Source organism: Ruegeria sp. YTSA219 (assembly GCF_059609985.1).
Window position 1 is genome coordinate 52,778 of record NZ_JBXWMT010000007.1, and the last position, 16,566, is coordinate 69,343.

The 16,566-nt window shown below is 56.1% G+C and carries 13 protein-coding genes and 1 pseudogene; 4 read left to right on the top strand and 10 right to left on the bottom strand.

Features of this window, described 5'->3' with window-relative positions; translation table 11 throughout:
• Nucleotides 1-26: 26 nt before the first annotated feature.
• Nucleotides 27-1,904: a cobaltochelatase subunit CobT gene (gene cobT, locus AC2FFB_RS11490; RefSeq protein WP_142634986.1), complete on the bottom strand. Its 1,878-nt coding sequence runs from the start codon at nt 1,902-1,904 to the stop codon at nt 27-29.
• Between the two features lie 244 nt (nt 1,905-2,148).
• Here cobT and AC2FFB_RS11495 point away from each other — a divergent pair, with 244 nt between their 5' ends.
• A complete protein-coding gene (locus AC2FFB_RS11495; RefSeq protein WP_496874917.1) occupies nt 2,149-3,180 on the top strand; it encodes a hypothetical protein in 1,032 nt (343 codons plus the stop codon).
• A gap of 93 nt (nt 3,181-3,273) precedes the next feature.
• Here the strand turns inward: AC2FFB_RS11495 and AC2FFB_RS11500 are convergent.
• The 3 genes and pseudogenes from AC2FFB_RS11500 to cobS form a co-directional block, all read right to left on the bottom strand.
• Nucleotides 3,274-3,507 (bottom strand): annotated as a pseudogene (locus AC2FFB_RS11500) (cobaltochelatase subunit CobS); the annotation flags it as partial.
• Between the two features lie 69 nt (nt 3,508-3,576).
• The gene (locus AC2FFB_RS11505; RefSeq protein WP_496874918.1) at nt 3,577-5,073 is read right to left on the bottom strand and encodes a glycosyltransferase family 25 protein; all 1,497 of its coding nucleotides are present in this window, start codon (nt 5,071-5,073) and stop codon (nt 3,577-3,579) included.
• A gap of 8 nt (nt 5,074-5,081) precedes the next feature.
• Nucleotides 5,082-6,065, bottom strand: coding sequence for a cobaltochelatase subunit CobS (gene cobS, locus AC2FFB_RS11510; protein ID WP_496690879.1), 984 nt, complete (start codon nt 6,063-6,065; stop codon nt 5,082-5,084).
• A 450-nt stretch (nt 6,066-6,515) separates the two neighbouring features.
• On the opposite strand from cobS, the gene AC2FFB_RS11515 reads away from it, so the two are divergent.
• Nucleotides 6,516-7,403 (top strand): Hint domain-containing protein, encoded by an 888-nt coding sequence (locus AC2FFB_RS11515; protein WP_496874919.1) that lies wholly within the window; start codon nt 6,516-6,518, stop codon nt 7,401-7,403.
• A 5-nt stretch (nt 7,404-7,408) separates the two neighbouring features.
• Here AC2FFB_RS11515 and AC2FFB_RS11520 read toward each other — a convergent pair whose 3' ends face one another.
• Entirely contained in the window at nt 7,409-8,035 is a 627-nt protein-coding gene (locus AC2FFB_RS11520) for a J domain-containing protein (protein WP_496689725.1), read from the bottom strand.
• A 107-nt stretch (nt 8,036-8,142) separates the two neighbouring features.
• Here AC2FFB_RS11520 and AC2FFB_RS11525 point away from each other — a divergent pair, with 107 nt between their 5' ends.
• Entirely contained in the window at nt 8,143-8,397 is a 255-nt protein-coding gene (locus AC2FFB_RS11525; protein WP_142634975.1) for a BolA family protein, read from the top strand.
• Between the two features lie 262 nt (nt 8,398-8,659).
• Entirely contained in the window at nt 8,660-9,742 is a 1,083-nt protein-coding gene (locus tag AC2FFB_RS11530) for a glycosyltransferase family 4 protein (protein WP_496874920.1), read from the top strand.
• Between the two features lie 52 nt (nt 9,743-9,794).
• Here AC2FFB_RS11530 and AC2FFB_RS11535 read toward each other — a convergent pair whose 3' ends face one another.
• From AC2FFB_RS11535 to pepN, 5 genes are all read right to left on the bottom strand, one after another.
• Complete coding sequence (locus AC2FFB_RS11535) at nt 9,795-10,226, bottom strand: DUF4177 domain-containing protein (RefSeq protein ID WP_496874921.1); 432 nt, start codon at nt 10,224-10,226, stop codon at nt 9,795-9,797.
• Between the two features lie 182 nt (nt 10,227-10,408).
• Nucleotides 10,409-11,920, bottom strand: a complete 1,512-nt coding sequence (gatB, locus tag AC2FFB_RS11540) for an Asp-tRNA(Asn)/Glu-tRNA(Gln) amidotransferase subunit GatB (RefSeq protein ID WP_271950243.1) — start codon at nt 11,918-11,920, stop codon at nt 10,409-10,411.
• Between the two features lie 70 nt (nt 11,921-11,990).
• A complete protein-coding gene (locus AC2FFB_RS11545; protein ID WP_246097153.1) occupies nt 11,991-13,202 on the bottom strand; it encodes a hypothetical protein in 1,212 nt (403 codons plus the stop codon).
• 177 nt (nt 13,203-13,379) lie between these two features.
• Nucleotides 13,380-13,808, bottom strand: coding sequence for a hypothetical protein (locus tag AC2FFB_RS11550; protein ID WP_496874922.1), 429 nt, complete (start codon nt 13,806-13,808; stop codon nt 13,380-13,382).
• Nucleotides 13,805-16,414: an aminopeptidase N gene (pepN, locus tag AC2FFB_RS11555; protein WP_496874923.1), complete on the bottom strand. Its 2,610-nt coding sequence runs from the start codon at nt 16,412-16,414 to the stop codon at nt 13,805-13,807. The genes AC2FFB_RS11550 and pepN overlap by 4 nt, the downstream gene beginning before the upstream one ends.
• Between the last annotated feature and the right edge of the window lie 152 nt (nt 16,415-16,566).

Below are 16,566 nucleotides of genomic sequence, written 5' to 3' on the forward strand. Positions count from 1 at the left end.
CGACGCCATGTTATGGAAAAGGCGATTCAGCCTACTCTCTTCATTCCCATCACCCGCGCTCGTGCGCGCGGATCACTGTCAAACAGAGCGGCCAGTTGCTCGGTCATGGCTCCGGCCAGTTGCTCGACATCCGTGATGGTCACGGCGCGGTCGTAATACCGGGTCACGTCATGGCCGATGCCGATGGCAAGCAATTCCACCATCTTGCGCTTTTCGACCATCCCGATCACATCGCGCAGGTGCTTTTCCAGATAGTTTGCAGGGTTCACGCTGAGCGTTGAATCATCGACCGGCGCCCCGTCCGAGATTACCATCAAAATCTTGCGCTGCTCGCGCCGTGCCGTCATCCGGCGATGCGCCCATTCCAGCGCCTCGCCGTCGATATTTTCCTTCAGTAGCCCTTCTTTCATCATCAGCCCCAGATTGGGCCGGGCGCGTCGCCACGGGGCATCCGCGCCTTTGTAGATGATATGGCGTAGATCGTTCAGACGACCGGGCTGCTGTGGGCGGCCATCGTTCAGCCAGGCTTCGCGCGCCAGCCCGCCTTTCCACGCTCGCGTGGTAAAGCCCAGAATCTCGACCTTGACGTTGCAGCGTTCCAGCGTGCGTGCCAGAACATCCGCGCAGATCGCCGCGATCGAAATAGGTCGCCCGCGCATCGAGCCCGAATTATCCAACAGCAGCGTCACCACCGTATCGCGGAACTCAGTATCCTTCTCGACCTTAAAGCTCAGCGGTGTGGTTGGGCTTGCAACAACACGCGCCAGACGGCCGGCGTCCAGAATGCCTTCTTCGCGGTCGAACTCCCAGCTGCGGTTCTGTTGCGCCTGCAACCGGCGCTGCAATTTGTTGGCCAAACGGCTGACGGCACCTTTCAGCGGTTCTAGCTGTTGATCCAGATAGGCCCGAAGGCGTTCCAGCTCAGCGGGCTCCGCCAGATCCTCGGCGGCGATCTCTTCGTCATGGGTGCTCAGGTAGACCTTATAGTCGGGATCAGCATCGGATGCAGGCGGAGGGGCAGGCGGCTCCAGCGGGGCCTCGCCCTCGGGCATCTCGGCCTCTTCTCCCATTTCATCCTCGGCCATCTCATCCATGGAGACTTGGGCCTGAGACTGATCCTGCTGTTCTTCCTGTGACTGCTCAGGGGTCGCATCCGCGTCCTGTTCGTCCTGATCATCCTGACCAGTGCTGTCGGGGTCGGGCTGTTCTTCGGCGTCGTCTTCGGCCTGATCTTCCTGATCTTCGTCCAGCTCATCCGGGTCATCGCCCAGCTGATCGCCATAGCCCAGATCCTTGATCATCTGGCGTGCAAACTTGGCGAATTCGGCCTGGTCCGAAAGCACCTCGTCAAGGTTCTCCAGTACGCCCCCTGCCTGATCTTCGATAAACCCGCGCCACAGGTTCATGACATTGTCAGCCGCAGGCGGCAGGTCGCGACCAGTGGCCAGATGCCGGATCAGATAGCCGGCGGCCACCGAAAGAGGCGCGTCAGCTGGCTGTTTGCATTGATCATACCCACGCCGGATCGCTTCGTGCCCGATCTTGACGTCGATGTTGGACGCAGTGCCTGGCATGTCCCGCGCACCCATCGCTTCGCACCGGGCCACCTCCATCGCCTCGTACAGATCGCGGGCCATGTCACCCGGAGGCGCATAGCGATTATGAGTAGCATCATCGTGATAGCGTCGCTGCAAAGCCAAAGCATCCGCGGTCCCGCGCGCCAACAGAACCTCTTCCCGCGTCATGCGCCGCGAGACCTGAGGCAACCGCATCGACTCACCCGACAGGCCCGACGGGTCGACCGTATAGCTCACCGTAAGTTCCGGATCGTCGGCCATCACTTTGGTGGCTTCGGCCAGAGCTTTCTTGAACGGATCAGCGGGGTTGTCTTTGGGTTTGCTCATCGGTGGCAGGTCCGGTCTTGTTCTACTCGGGCAACCTAGAGCCAAACATAGGTCTTGACCATAGGGTCGGCCTTGTTTTCCGGGTAATCAGCGGCACGCCCGAATTGCATAAACGCCGGACCTGTAGAAAAGATGCAACGTGCCGCCTGTGATTCCAACTGGGGGTGACTTTTCCGCTTGTACAATGCAAAACGAACACTACACGAACGCGTGATATATATATTTATTCATTTGGGGCAGTCTTATGGGACTCAGAAGACAATTTCGAAAATTGTTCGGGATCAAAAGACAGGTCGTAGATGAAGAGCCCACGGGTTGGCTCGCTGAGAATGTTTTCTGCCAGTCACCCTCAACGCCGCTGAGCGAGATAGTTCACGTTTTAGATCCCAAATACAAAGATCCGGACCCAATCAATCTGGTGCATATCGTCAACCTCTTTTCTGTCGACGGAGCGCTGAATGATGTCCAGCGCGCTACACTGGATAGCATGCTAACTGCGAAATCCGATCCGTTGGCAGGTAAGGGTGAAACAACATTGGTGCAGGTCCCGGTCCATGGGGACGAAAACCTGGTTCAAGCCGATGACGGCCTGCAGGTTGCGACCAAACTGGAACGGACGGTTCTGGATGTCGGAACATTTCGAACCCCGCGTCCCTTGCCGCTTTTGTTTGATATTCTGGAACAGGGTGCATCCGTTGCGAAATCCGGAGATTTCATAATCTACACCAACGCTGATATCTGTCTTCAGCCCTATTTTTATGGCGCGGTACGTCAGCTTATTGCGGGTGGTTTTGATGCCATTACGATCAATCGCCGGACATTTGGCGACGCGCCTGGATTTTCCCATGACCCCTTGTCCATGGGCGAAGTCGGTATACAGCATCCCGGGTTCGATTGCTTTGTTTTCTCCAAAGAGGCCTTCGATCAGTTTATCCGCACGGATTCCTGCCTCGGGATGTCCGGGGTCATACAGCCAATGCTATTCAACCTGGCTGCGCATGCGAAACGTATGCTGATGCTCAAGAATGTCAGCCTGACGTTCCACTTCGGCGATGACCGGCCTTGGAAAACTCAGGACTTTGATGATTATGCCATGCATAACTTCACAGAGGCGGCTGAAAGTCTGACCAAACTGGCGAGTGATGTCAGTAAACGCGGCCATCTGCGTGAATTCTGTGACAATCACTATGGAATCTGGAAGCTTGACGACAATGGTTTGTTGGCACCAGGTGCAGCACAAGAAGTGGCCAGGGCACATTTGGCCAACAATGCATAAGGGCTAGTTCTTGTAGTTTTTGGTGAATTCACCCTGCCAGAGCTTCCGAAAGCCTGTGCCATGCACAAGCCTCCGGAAATTCAATATTATTCGTTAGCCCAAGCTGACACTTGCCGCGCTTTCCGGCAGTTCCTGGTCAAAACAGCGCTGATAGAACTCGGCCACTGTCTGGCGTTCCAGCTCGTCACATTTGTTCAGGAAGGACAGGCGGAAGGCATAACCAACGTCGCGGAAAATCTCGGCGTTTTGGGCCCGGTTGATTACCGTCCGGGGGGTCATCACGGTGGACAGATCGCCGTTCAGAAACGCGGTCCGGGTCAGGTCCACCATCACTTTGGTGGCTTCAGCCAGAGCTTTCTTGAACGGATCGGCGGGGTTGTCTTTGGGTTTGCTCATCTAGGTGTCAATCTGTTCAGACGGTTCTACAGGCATTGGATATTCGTACAGCAGGCAATACTCGGCCAGCAAGTCCCGAACCTGTGGACTGATATGCTCCCATTCAGACTGCGAAATATCAGGCTTTTCATAGTGAACACCCTTATACAGTTTTTCTGAGTTGACCGGGCCAATATCCAGATTTTCCTTAGTTATAGCAAAGCCCTTGTCCCGTAAAAAAAGGATTAGCGCTTCGGCGTCACGTTCTATGCGAAACACAAAGTCAGGATTTTGTTCGCGGATAATCTGCGCCCAAAGGCACAGAGACGCAATCGCGCGTTCAGCCTCGCTGTTGAAATCATCCAGGTTAATGCCCGTTTCCGTCAGAATATGGTCGCGGCGGAATTCATAAGATGCGGGAGCATGGGCGTTCTCGCGTATGATCGAAGGAACGGCTGTGGCTGGGTCGCGTACAGTCTGGATCAAGAACTCCCAGTGTAATGCCTTGCGTGTGCGTGCTACTGGATCCAGTGCCCAGGGGTTTTCTGGCGCATCAACGGCGAACATCCACGAACTAATCCCATCCGCACCATCGGCCTCATGCCCGACATCCAGTCCGGATTTGGTGCACAACTCGGCGATGAAGCCAGTGCCAGTCCTTGGGTGACCTACACACAGGATCGAGCGGCTGTAGAGGTGCTGAACATGCTGCCGTAGCCGCTGCTCGTAATCAACGCTCTCTTCGGTACGATTCGTACTTTGTAGGAATTCCAGTCGTTTCGTCCTGGGGTGGATATAGGAATCCAGCGATCCTCTAGACCAAGACAATTCCGAAGCAACAGGCGGATAGACCGAAACCGCATCCTTGTCTTCGGCCACCTCGCGATGCAGGAATATATCTGATGTAGTTTCGACCCGTGTAAACCTGTTCGTTAGCTTGCGGGCAAACCCCGGAGTGAGCGCATAGCACGGGTTCGACATCTGAACCTGGTGCTTGATTTGAAAACGGCCAAACCGCCGGTGGTCACGACACAGCCCCCAACCTAAACGCAATAGCATGGTTGCGCTGGCGCTAAAGTCCAACTTACCCTCAGTAATCTCGCGGCTCAGCCGTCTCATCACCCGCGGGGCCCAGGGATGCAGGAAAATATCATCCTCCATCACTAAAACGCGATCGGCCGACTTTCCAGTTTTTTGCCAGATGTCCAGGTGGCTGGCGAAATTCGCAACCTGTTGAGGGATCAGTATATTGTTCTTGCAATCACAACTGTCTTTTCCGCAGCGGAAACAGGGCGGAAAGGACGCGACCAGATTCTGATCATACAGGGCCTGAACTTTTGGGTGCTCGGGCGTAAAGGCATCATTCCATTCGAACTCGGTCACGCCGAACTCTGCAAGATGGGCCGGTATACGGCTACGCCGTTCCTGTGCTTGCGGGAGGCTCAGGATGACGATCTTATCGACGACATCATCAAATATACCTAATCCACCTGCTTTTTTCGTTGAGAAGCCAAACATACCGATCTTCAACCCAAGCTGGTGCTTGCAGCGCTTTCCGGGAGTTCCTCGTCAAAACACCGCTGATAGAACTCGGCCACTGTCTGGCGCTCCAGCTCGTCGCATTTGTTCAGAAAGGATAGGCGGAAAGCATAGCCGACATTGCGGAAAATCTCGGCGTTTTGGGCCCAGTTGATTACCGTTCGGGGGCTCATCACGGTCGAAAGATCACCGTTCATGAACGCGGTCCGAGTCAGATCGGCAACGGTGACCATCTGAGCGACGATCTTGCGGCCCTCGGCAGTGTTGTAATGCGGCGCTTTGGACAGAACGATCATCGTTTCTGCGTCATGGCTAAGGTAGTTCAGCGTCGCGACCAGAGACCAACGGTCCATCTGGGCTTGGTTGATCTGTTGTGTGCCGTGATACAGGCCGGTTGTGTCACCCAGGCCAACAGTATTGGCGGTGGCAAACAGGCGGAAATACTTGTGCGGGGTCAGAATCTCGTTCTGGTCCAGCAGGGTCAGGCTGCCATTGGTTTCCAGAACGCGCTGGATCACAAACATCACGTCTGCGCGCCCGGCGTCGTATTCGTCAAAGACGATCGCAACAGGGTTACGCAGAGCCCAGGGCAGAATTCCTTCGTGGAAATCCGTAACCTGCTTGCCGTCGCGCAGTTTGATCGCGTCCTTGCCGATCAGGTCGATCCGGCTGATATGGCTGTCGAGGTTCACACGCACAGCCGGCCAATTCAGGCGTGCGGCAACCTGTTCGATATGGGTCGATTTACCGGTGCCGTGATAACCCTGAATCATCACGCGGCGGTTATGGGTAAACCCTGCGAGGATTGCCAGCGTCGTATCTGGGTCGAACTTATATGTCGGGTCGATCTCGGGAACCCGTTCTGTCTGTTCGTAAAAGCGTTTGACCTGCATGTCAGAATCGATGCCGAACACATCTCGGACCGAAATCTCTTCTGTTGGTTTTGCGTTTGCGTCAATCGGCCAATCCATGCCTGTCGTCCTTATCCTGATACCGCGGCCCCCGCGCGGGCTTCTGAACCCGTGTGTGGTGCAACATATTGCGGGTAAGGGCAAGGGGAAGCGGCGAGGCTAAAAGACTGAGGCGCAGTTTCATTCGTATTGACGCGCTCGGCATACCGCCTCCGTTCGTTTCAGATAAAGGCACAGTGCCCAATCGGATTACACATAAGGAGATGGTCTTGGTGAAATTGCACTTTTACATCAGGCGATATTGTTGGCCAGCAGGCAACACTATGCATTCAAATATGAAAATATCACTTAGTTTGGGGGTAACTGTGTTTTAGACTGAACATATTGGTGAGTTTTGATGGGTTCCGAGTGAGGTAGTTTATGAGAAGCTTGGTTAAGGCTGCTTTTAGTTCTGTACTTTCCATGGTCATTTGTTGGCGCATTCGGTCGTCAGCATCCTGGGCCTGACCAATGGCTTTTGATGCCCTTCTCCATACTGTCAACAGCACTGGCCGCGGAGACCTGATCGTTCAGGACACGACCGTTCCTGCCATTATCTCTGGCTCTACGATCTCGTTCGATGGTGGGGCAACGTTCCAGACCTACACATATCTTGGCCAAGGCAATTACCGTGGCACAGGGGAATCTGGCGAGTTCATTCGGGTGGGCGGCCAGGTTTATGCCTGGGACACGGCGAACCCGACGGGCCCGATGACATTGGGGAACTGGAAGATCACGACCTCGGATCTTGATCCAACAGACCCGCCTTGTTTTGTTTCCGGGACTTTGATTGATACCGACAACGGACCGGTCCCGGTCGAGAATTTGGTTGTTGGCGACAGGGTGCTCGTCTCGAATGGCGGGGCACTGCCTATTGTCTGGATCGGCAAAAGGGCTCTTAGCACTATGGCTTTGCACAGCAGGCCAAAGTTCAGACCTGTCTGCATCCGGAGAAATGCCCTGGGCAAAGGGGTGCCGGATCAGGATTTGTACGTGTCGCCTCAGCATCGGATCGTGCTGGAAGGCTGGCGGGCCGAGTTATTGTTTGGCGAAGCAAAGGTTTTTTCGGCTGCCATCCATTTGGTCAATGGCGATACGGTCTATCAAGTGTCGCCCGATAAGCCGGTAGAATATTTTCACATTGCCTGCGAACGGCACGAGATTTTGACATCCAATGGCGTGCGCAGCGAAAGCCTGTTTCTGGGCGACAGGGCGCTGCAATCCTTTCACCGCGAAGACGTCGACGAATTGCGCGCGCTATTCCCTGAACTGTGTGCTGAGGCGTCGGTTCCTCGAACGCGGTTACGTTGCTTGAAACGCCCCGAAGTGCTGGCGCTGCAGGGTATGGCCAGCAATTAAAACGCCTATTTAAAGTTCCGGCTGTCTTTGATCTGGTCCCAGGCCCAGACAACTTCTTGCAGCTGCTCTTCCTGCGAGCGGTCGCCGCCGTTCATATCGGGGTGCAACACCTTGATCAGCTTTTTATAGGTCTTTCGGATTTCGGCCTTGGACCAGCTGTCATTGGCTTCCAGAATCTCGATAGCGCGACGTTCGGTCGGGGGCAGGCGGCGGCCGCCTCCGCCTGTAGTGCGCCCTTTGTTCTGGGTACTGTTCGCGCCCAGCACCTGGTGCGGGTCTTCGATTCCCAAACGGGCCCAGGCACGTGCCTCGGGATCGCCCATGGGTTTGGTTTCACGCTCCCAGACTTTGTCCTTAGACTGTTGAGCATTCATTTCGGCCTCGGTCGTGCCGTCGAAGAAATTCCATTTCTGGTTATACTCGCGCACATGCTGCTGGCAGAACCAGAAGAAATCATCCAAAACATCCGGTGCTTTCGGGGCCCGAAATTTACCAGGCTCTTCACAGCCCTCATGGTCACAGATTCGCACCGAAGTTTCAGACGCGCCAGACATACCACGCCGTCCACGCGGGTTTTTTTTCTTCGCGCTGGAGACGGACATATCGAATCCAAATGGGTCTGATTTCGTCATGCTATGATCCTTAAGAACGCATCTTCTCGACTCGGAGGCAGCAGTTTAGTCTAAGCAGCCGAAAGTAGAAGAGGGGGGCGGTAATATTTTTGCCGCTGAGCGTAAAAATGACCGTGACCGAAGAAATGCGAAGCCGCCTGCAATCGGCGTTTGATCCACATGAGCTTGAAATCGTTGACGACAGCGAAAGCCACCGCGGGCATGCCGGATTCCAAGAAGGTGGTGAAAGCCATTTCAACATCCGAATCCGCGCAGCTGCATTCGAGGGGCAATCTCGCGTTGCCCGCCACCGCGCAGTGCACAAGGCGCTTGGAGATATCGTGCCGCGGATCCATGCTCTGGCATTGGATATCGGTGTTTAGGCAGGCTTTTGTAACGCGGCCCGGAACGGTCGCACCCCTGCAGCGAAGACAATTCGCGGGTTTTGCCGTGATCGTTTAGAGATTGGCACAGGGTCGCGGGTTGGATAGGTGAAAGCCGGCCGGTAATTTTTCGGTGTTTTGGTGATTTCGACCGGTTTCTTGCAGTGATTGCAACAAATCAGGAAATTCAGTCTGAATGTGAAAACATTCCATGCATAACAGTTGCTCGAACGCGGGCCCTAATCTACCCTCCATTGACGGGATGTTTTTCAGGTATTTGGTTTTGAGAGTTCTTTTTGTGCAGGCTGGATTTGGGCCTGGGGGGGCAGAGAAAGTAATAGCCATGCTTTCAGGGCATTTTGCCCGGCGCGGTTGTGCTGTTCACGTTACCGGTTTTCAGATGCCGACCGATGGTCCCTATTTCCCGGTGCATCTCAATGTTGAACTCAGCGTTGCAGAAAAGGTGACGGGACAGGCGTCACGTATTGCGCATATCCGCTCTGTCATAAAGAAATTTCGACCGGACGTTGTAATCTCATTCCTGACCAAGGTGAATGTTCAGACTCTTCTGGCCAGCGTTGGAACCGGGATTCCCGTTATCATTTCTGAACGCAATAATCCGCTGCGACAGGACGCACATCCCCTTTGGGCACCGCTTCAGGGGATTGCGGGGATAAAGGCAGCAAAGGTTGTCGGGCTGACACATCGCGGATTGGCGGATCTTCCCTTCACTTTGCGCAAGAAGGGGATGGTTATTCCGAACCCGATCCTCCCCTTTGAGCGAGTTGAATCCTCTGGCACGAGGCGGGGTGTGCAACTGGTCGCGGTTGGCCGCCTCGTTCGGCAAAAGGGGTTCGATATGCTGCTGCAGGCGATGCAGCGCATTCATTCCCAAGCTCCAGATACCAGGCTGATTATCTATGGTGAGGGCAGCGAGCGGGAAAATCTGCAGAAACTGCGCGATGATCTGGGGCTACAGTCGGTTGCTCGGCTGCCCGGCAATACGATCGAGGTCGGGGAATGGGCGCAGCGTGCGGACATTCTGGTAGCGACCTCGCGGTTCGAAGGGTTTCACAATGTCGTCGCTGAGGCGGCGGTCAGCGGGATACCGGTCGTGTCTTTCGATTGCGATTACGGTCCGTCAGAGTTCATTCAAAACGGACGGAACGGATATCTGGTTCCCGTCAACGATGTCAGTGGTTTGGAACAGGCAGTGCTGAAGCTGATCCATGAACCCGACCTCAGGGCGCAGATGTCCAAGGTGTCACCTACGCTAAAGGCCGATCTGTCGCCGGATCAGGTCTTTGCCCAATGGGACACGCTAATTCGCGACGTCACGAGCTGAGATTCAAAACGCTACTCCTGACAGCTGTTTTTGACAGATCCGGTTGGGGCAATCAGATTTTTAGACCTTCAGTCTCTGCAGTTTCGTCTTCCGATTTTTCTGTTTCAGCACCTTTCAGCGACAAAGGCGGCTCTTTGGCCTGTTCCGCAATGGGGGCCGGGGCCTGAACGGTATCGGGACCAGGAACAGGTTGAGCAAGAGCAACGCCATCCTTCGTTTCGGTCGGGCCAGGTGTCGGGGCAACAGGCACATCAATTTCACGGCGAAATATCAGCACATTGCGCCAGTTCACGGTGCTGCCAGTCAGGCCGGAGCGTTCCTCGCTGGGCAACAACTCGGCGCGTTGATATTCCCAGCCATCCTGCCCCATCTGGTTTAGCACTTGTTCAATAGAAGCAGCGAAACGTCCCTCGGCTGACTTTTCACCCTTGGTCTTGGCAGACTTTTGGGGGGAAGGGACAACTTTGTATTCGTAGCGGGGCATCGGAATTCCTACCTGTAAGTTCCGGGTAATCTAGCAGGTTGATCACAATGGGAAAGTCATCATAGCGCGGCGGGCGAATTCCGGCACATCTGCTGGTGCGGGCCTGGTGCCACAAATGACAAGCGGCGGGACTTTGCGCAAAGGCTAAAGTCCCGCCGCCGAAATCAGTAAAACCGAAAGATCTACGATCCCAGTTTCTTGGCAATCAGCTCGTTAACGGCCTTGGGATTTGCCTTGCCACCAGTCGCCTTCATCACCTGACCAACGAACCAGCCGGCCAGTTTCGGGTTTACCTTGGCCTTCTCGACCTGTGCCGGATTGGCGGCTATGATCTCGTCCAAAGCGGCCTCGATCGCGCCCGTGTCGGTCACCTGCTTCATGCCGCGGTCTTCGACGATCTGCGCCGGATCTCCGCCTTCGGTATAGACGATTTCGAACAGGTCCTTGGCGATCTTGCCCGAGATCGCGTCCGAGGAAATCAGGTCGATGATGCCGCCAAGCTGTGCAGGTGAAACCGGCGAGTCGGTGATCTCGTGATCTTCCTTTTTCAGGCGGCCAAACAGTTCGTTAATGACCCAGTTTGCAGCCAGTTTGCCATTGCGACCCTGCGCGACCTCTTCGAAATAGGCAGCCGATTCAACATCAGCAGTCAGCACCGATGCGTCATAGTCCGTCAGTCCGAACGTGCTGATAAAACGCGCTTTTTTATCGTCAGGCAGCTCGGGAAGGTTGGCGGCGATGTCGTCAACCCAGGCCTGCTCGATCTCTAGCGGCAGCAGGTCAGGGTCAGGGAAGTAGCGATAGTCATGCGCTTCTTCCTTGGACCGCATCGAACGCGTCTCGCCCTTGTCCGGGTCATACAGGCGGGTTTCCTGATCGACCTTGCCACCACCTTCGACGATGGCGATCTGGCGACGGGCCTCGACCTCAATGGCTTGCTGGATGAAGCGCATCGAGTTCATGTTCTTGATCTCACAACGGGTGCCAAGATGCGAGAAATCCTGTGTTTCCTGATACTTTTCATAGGCCCCCGGCAAACAGATCGAGACGTTCACGTCTGCCCGCAAATTGCCGTTCTGCATGTTGCCATCACAGGTGCCCAGATAGCGCAGGATCTGACGCAACTTGGCGATATAGGCGGCGGCCTCTTCCGGGCCGCGAATGTCGGGGCGGCTGACGATCTCCATCAGGCAAACACCGGTTCGGTTCAGGTCGACGAAGGACATATGCGGGTCCATGTCGTGGATCGACTTTCCCGCGTCCTGTTCCATGTGGATGCGTTCGATCCGCACCATGCGCGCTGTGCCGTCGCCCATCTCGACCAAAACTTCACCTTCGCCGACAATAGGCTGATAAAGCTGGGAAATCTGATAACCCTGCGGAAGGTCGGGGTAGAAATAATTCTTGCGGTCAAAAGCCGATTTCAGGTTGATATCGGCTTTCAGGCCCAACCCAGTGCGCACGGCCTGTTCGACGCAATATTCGTTGATCACCGGCAGCATCCCCGGCATTGCCGCGTCCACAAAGGCCACGTTCGAGTTCGGCTCGGCCCCGAATTGGGTCGATGCGCCCGAGAACAGCTTGGCATTGGACGAGACCTGCGCATGCACCTCCATCCCGATTACCAGTTCCCAATCGTGCTTGGCCCCGGCAATGGTTTTGGGCTTAGGCATTTCATATGTCAGGTCGAGCATGGCGCGCCTCATTTCCGCAGAAGTCTAAGCCTGCGTATTAGGCCCGGCGCGCCAAAGGGGCAAGGGGGAATCAGTGTCCGGACAGGTGCAACCCTGTCGGAGTAAAGGTCACATCCATGCCGCTGCGCAGTTCCTCGCGAAACAGGTCGCCGATTGCCCGCAACGCATCGCGGTGCCCGCGGGCTGCAAACCGTTCGGGCGAGTTGATGCGGACCGAGTTATTGAACCCTTGTGCCGCATGGGCCCAGATCAGCGGATGCAGTTCGGTCAGGTGATCACGGATCAGCCAGTTGGCCGCGTCGTGGATCTGAGCGCGCACCGCGTCGGCCTTTTCATTCCCTCCAAGGCCGTTCTGGATGGTTATCGCACAATAGGCAGCCAGCATATTGACCATCTGCTGGTCGGGGCGGTTGCGCAGAATATCGTGCAAACCCTGAAGGAAATACTCGATATCCAGCCGTGCGCAGGCTTCGTCGTCCAGGGCGATGGCATCAAACTGGACCCACGTGTAGCCACCGGCGCCCCAAAGGTCATGGGTACGGGCTGCATTGCGCAGGGCCTGAACCTCAAGCTCTTCATAGCTGCCGAACCAGCGTGGCAGCAGATGAGTGCCCATTGCACGCATATGGCGTTGGTTATGCGGGTCCAACGTAATCAACTGTTCATACTGATCAGCCACGCGCAGATTGGACTTGCGCTGACCTGCCAGCAGAGCACAGCCAACAGCCGCAACCAGCGCATTGTTGGGCGCGGCTTCGCGGCATTTTGGCAGGATATCGGCCGCGCGGTCGAAATGGGCGGTGCAGCGAGACCGGTGCAAGGGGGGAAGAACTGCGTTTGTCGCAGTGCCGCGCCACGCCCAGGCCAGGTCAATATGCGCCATAGCCACAACAAGGGCGATCATCGGATCATCCTCATGCGCCCGCATTTCATCCTCTAGCTCAGAAATTCCGCCAAGAAGATCATAGTCTGACAATGCCCGATAATCGGACAGAGCGTGTTCGACCGCCAGCACCACATCGGACCGAGCGCCGAATGCTAGCAAATCCGCGATTGGCATCCCATCGGGCGCAGTTTCGCGTGCGTCATCGGCAGCACGCATCTTTGCAGAAAGGTCTGCCCACCGATCCTGACGGGCCAGATCGCGGCCAAGTTCGATGACGTCCTGACCGATCAGTTCATCGGCCGAGACATTTGCGACGGGGATATTTACCGAACCCTGATCTGGCAGAGCAGCGGCCAGCACTGCATCGGCCGCGTCGAAATCTGACGCAATTTTCAAGGATGGATGTGGAACGCGGGCCTTTTGGGCCATCAGAAACCGGAACATGCTTACACTCGAAACAAAAAAAATCGTAACCTAGCTTTAGAGACTGGCCTCTATTTGGCTCAAATTCAAGCTACAACCGTCTTATTGTCGCTTTGTTCCGGTCAATGCGCCCTGAGGCTCGGGATCGTTTCAAAATGGGCCGAAATGATGCCGTTCAACCTTTAGACCAGCCTCTTTCAGGCGGGACTCGAGTTCCTTATGCGGAGGGGTCGACTCATCGGGCAGGCGAATCTGCTTTTCCGAGGTCAGCACCAGCGACATGCGCACCGAGAAATCCCAGTGTGTATCCAGACGCACATGGTCGATTTCGCTCAATCTTACGCCAGCCTCGCGCCGCCCCGAGAACCACCGCAGCCCATCCTGATCCAGCCGGAGCCCCGAACGGGTGTTTTGTGCAAAGTCCCATAATGCGGGCAGGGTGAACAGGGCCAGCAGGCCAATCAGCCACCAGACGGCATCAAAGGCGATGACCAACACAGCCAGCGCGGCATAGACCGACAGTAGAATTGCGATGACCTGCGGTGACCTGTTATGCCGTGTATAGGAATAGGGGGTCATGCGTTCAGGATGCGCGTCACCATTTCGGTCGTGTCCCGTGAAAGGTCTGGCGTTTCGGCGATGCGGGTCAGCTGGTTGCGGATAAGGGCCTGGCGATCTGCGTCATAGCGCTTCCACGTCTGGAATGCCGAACACATCCGCGCCGTGGTCTGCGGATTGACCGGATCCAGTTTGATCAGCCAATCCGCCAGCAGAGAATAACCAGCTCCATCAGCACGGTGGAAACCGGCGTGATTCGTCGCCAATGCCCCTAGAACAGCCCGGAAACGGTTCGGGTTCTTCCAGTTGAAATCCAGATGCCCGGTCAGGTGGCTTACGATATCTGCAGTCTCTGCCGGGGCTGACATCGCCACCTGCAGGCCGAACCATTTGTCCATCACCAGCCGGTCATCTTGCCACCGGTCATAAAACGCGTTCAGTTCCTGTTCCCCTTTGCCCGCACGCAACAGGCAGGACAAAGCCGAAAGCTGAAGGGTCATGTTATCGGCGCGCTGATAATCCTCGGCCGCTTTTGCACCCCCGTCCAGCCGTGAGGTCAACGCCAGTGCGGCCCCACCCAGAGCCCGCTGGCCAGCTTGTTCTGCGTCCGGGCTAAAGGGGGCTTCGATGCTGGTTTCGCTGTGCAGGCGGGGCAGCAGATCCTGAACGTGCTGGGCCGTTACCTGCCTCAGCGTTTCAACAGCGGTCCAAATGGCCATCGGGTCGGGCGTGACACCCTGTTCATACATCATCGCAGCAAGTTCAGATTGGGACGGCAACCCCAGCATCAAGGCGCGATAAGACGGGTCAAGATCGCTGTCGCGCAATACGGCGAGGATGCCATCGAGATAATCCGTTTCCGGTGCCGCATCCGTCAAGATCATCTTGATCAGCGTGTCTTCGGCTAAAGATCGCCCCGCCTGCCAGCGGTTGAACGGGTCGCTGTCATGAGCCAGCAAAAAGGCCCGCTCAGCGCTGCTCTGGTCATGTTCCAGAATCACAGGGGCCGAGAAATCGCGCAGGATTGAGGCCGTGGGTTTGGGCGGATTGGCACCGGACACGCGTTCCGGTCCTTCGCAACCCTGCAAGCGCCAGCCTTCTACTGTGTATTCGAAAGCAAAGCTTTGGATTTCCTGCGTGAACTCCAGAATGGTTGTGGGCATGGTTTCATCCCCGTTCGCGACGATCAGCCCGACCGCAACGGGGATAACCTGCGGCAGTTTTTCTGTCTGTCCGGGGGTCGGGTCGGTGCGCTGTCTCAGCGTCAAGGTGTAGATGCCATCAGTCCATTCTTCGGTCACCGATACGCGCGGGGTGCCAGACTGGCTGTACCAGCGTTTGAACTGGGTCAGGTCGCGACCTGTGGTGTCTTCAAACACCTTGATCCAGTCCTCGATGGTGCAGGCCTGACCGTCATGCCGATCAAAATACAGCTCCAGCGCCTGCGCATAGGCCTCGTCACCTACCAGACGTTTCAGCATGCCGATCACCTCGGCGCCTTTTTCGTAGACCGTCGCGGTGTAGAAGTTGTTGATCTCCTGAAAGCTCTCTGGCCTCACCGGATGTGAAAGCGGGCCGTTATCCTCGGCGAACTGGCGCGCCCGCAGGTCTATGGCATCGTGGATGCGCTTCACCGGGGCTGAACGCATGTCCGAGGTGAACTGCGCATCGCGGTACACCGTCAGACCCTCTTTCAAGCACAGTTGAAACCAGTCGCGGCAGGTGATGCGGTTGCCAGTCCAGTTGTGGAAATACTCATGCGCGATGATCGCCTCGATCCGTTCGAAATTCATATCGGTGGATGTCTCAGGGCTGGCCAGCACGGCGGACGAGTTGAAAATGTTCAGACCCTTGTTTTCCATCGCCCCCATGTTGAAATCATCGACGGCGACGATGTTAAAGACATCCAGGTCGTATTCGCGGCCATAGACGTCCTCGTCCCATTTCATCGACTTCTTCAGCGCCTCCATACCGAAGGCGCATTTTCCCTCATCGCCCGGGCGCACCCACAGGTTCAGTTCAACCTCGCGGCCCGATTTGGTTGTGAACTGACCGGGATGTGTAATCAGGTCGCCTGCGACAAGGGCGAACAGATAGGCGGGTTTGGGCCAGGGGTCATTCCATTCGGCCCAGCCATCCCCCTTGCCGGTCGGGTTGCCGTTCGAGAGCAGAACCGGCAACGCGCCATTAATGCGTACGGTGAAGATCGACATCACGTCGGGCCGGTCGGGATAGAAGGTGATCTTGCGAAACCCCTCGGCCTCGCATTGGGTGCAATACATGCCGTTCGACATGTAGAGCCCCTCAAGCGCAGTGTTGTTGCCTGGGTCGATTTCGACCTCGGCTTCCCAGACAAATGCCGCGTCGGGAACAACCGCTGTCAGGCCGGTCTCTGTGACGTCTGGAGTGATCTCAACCCCGTCAACAGTAGCACGGATCAGTTTCAGTTGCTCACCATGCAGGAAAAACTGACGGTCTAAGGCATCAGGATTGGGCCGGAAAGCGATGCGCGAAGTCACTCGGGTCGCATTTGGGGCCAGATCAAAGGTCAGATGTACGCTGTCCACCAGATAACCAAACGGTGTGTAGTCTTTCAGATAGATCGTCGTGGGGGCTGCGTCGCGCATCGGTGGCCTCGAATGGGTTGATATCAGGCGCGACGTTATGGGTTGCTGCGATGGGCTGCAAGCGGTGCAAGTAAGCTTGCTCAATAGGCGATAAGCATCTGTCGATGTCGAAGTGGCCTGACGACCAAAGACCCAAACTGACCAAGACATGT

Bases quoted from the DNA above. Each gene is read 5' to 3' on its own strand.
- cobT (WP_142634986.1), bottom strand. From the start codon at position 1,904: ATGAGCAAACCCAAAGACAACCCCGCTGATCCGTTCAAGAAAGCTCTG.
- AC2FFB_RS11495 (WP_496874917.1), top strand. From the start codon at position 2,149: ATGGGACTCAGAAGACAATTTCGAAAATTGTTCGGGATCAAAAGACAG.
- AC2FFB_RS11505 (WP_496874918.1), bottom strand. From the start codon at position 5,073: ATGTTTGGCTTCTCAACGAAAAAAGCAGGTGGATTAGGTATATTTGAT.
- cobS (WP_496690879.1), bottom strand. From the start codon at position 6,065: ATGGATTGGCCGATTGACGCAAACGCAAAACCAACAGAAGAGATTTCG.
- AC2FFB_RS11515 (WP_496874919.1), top strand. From the start codon at position 6,516: ATGGCTTTTGATGCCCTTCTCCATACTGTCAACAGCACTGGCCGCGGA.
- AC2FFB_RS11520 (WP_496689725.1), bottom strand. From the start codon at position 8,035: ATGACGAAATCAGACCCATTTGGATTCGATATGTCCGTCTCCAGCGCG.
- AC2FFB_RS11525 (WP_142634975.1), top strand. From the start codon at position 8,143: ATGACCGTGACCGAAGAAATGCGAAGCCGCCTGCAATCGGCGTTTGAT.
- AC2FFB_RS11530 (WP_496874920.1), top strand. From the start codon at position 8,660: ATGTTTTTCAGGTATTTGGTTTTGAGAGTTCTTTTTGTGCAGGCTGGA.
- AC2FFB_RS11535 (WP_496874921.1), bottom strand. From the start codon at position 10,226: ATGCCCCGCTACGAATACAAAGTTGTCCCTTCCCCCCAAAAGTCTGCC.
- gatB (WP_271950243.1), bottom strand. From the start codon at position 11,920: ATGCTCGACCTGACATATGAAATGCCTAAGCCCAAAACCATTGCCGGG.
- AC2FFB_RS11550 (WP_496874922.1), bottom strand. From the start codon at position 13,808: ATGACCCCCTATTCCTATACACGGCATAACAGGTCACCGCAGGTCATC.
- pepN (WP_496874923.1), bottom strand. From the start codon at position 16,414: ATGCGCGACGCAGCCCCCACGACGATCTATCTGAAAGACTACACACCG.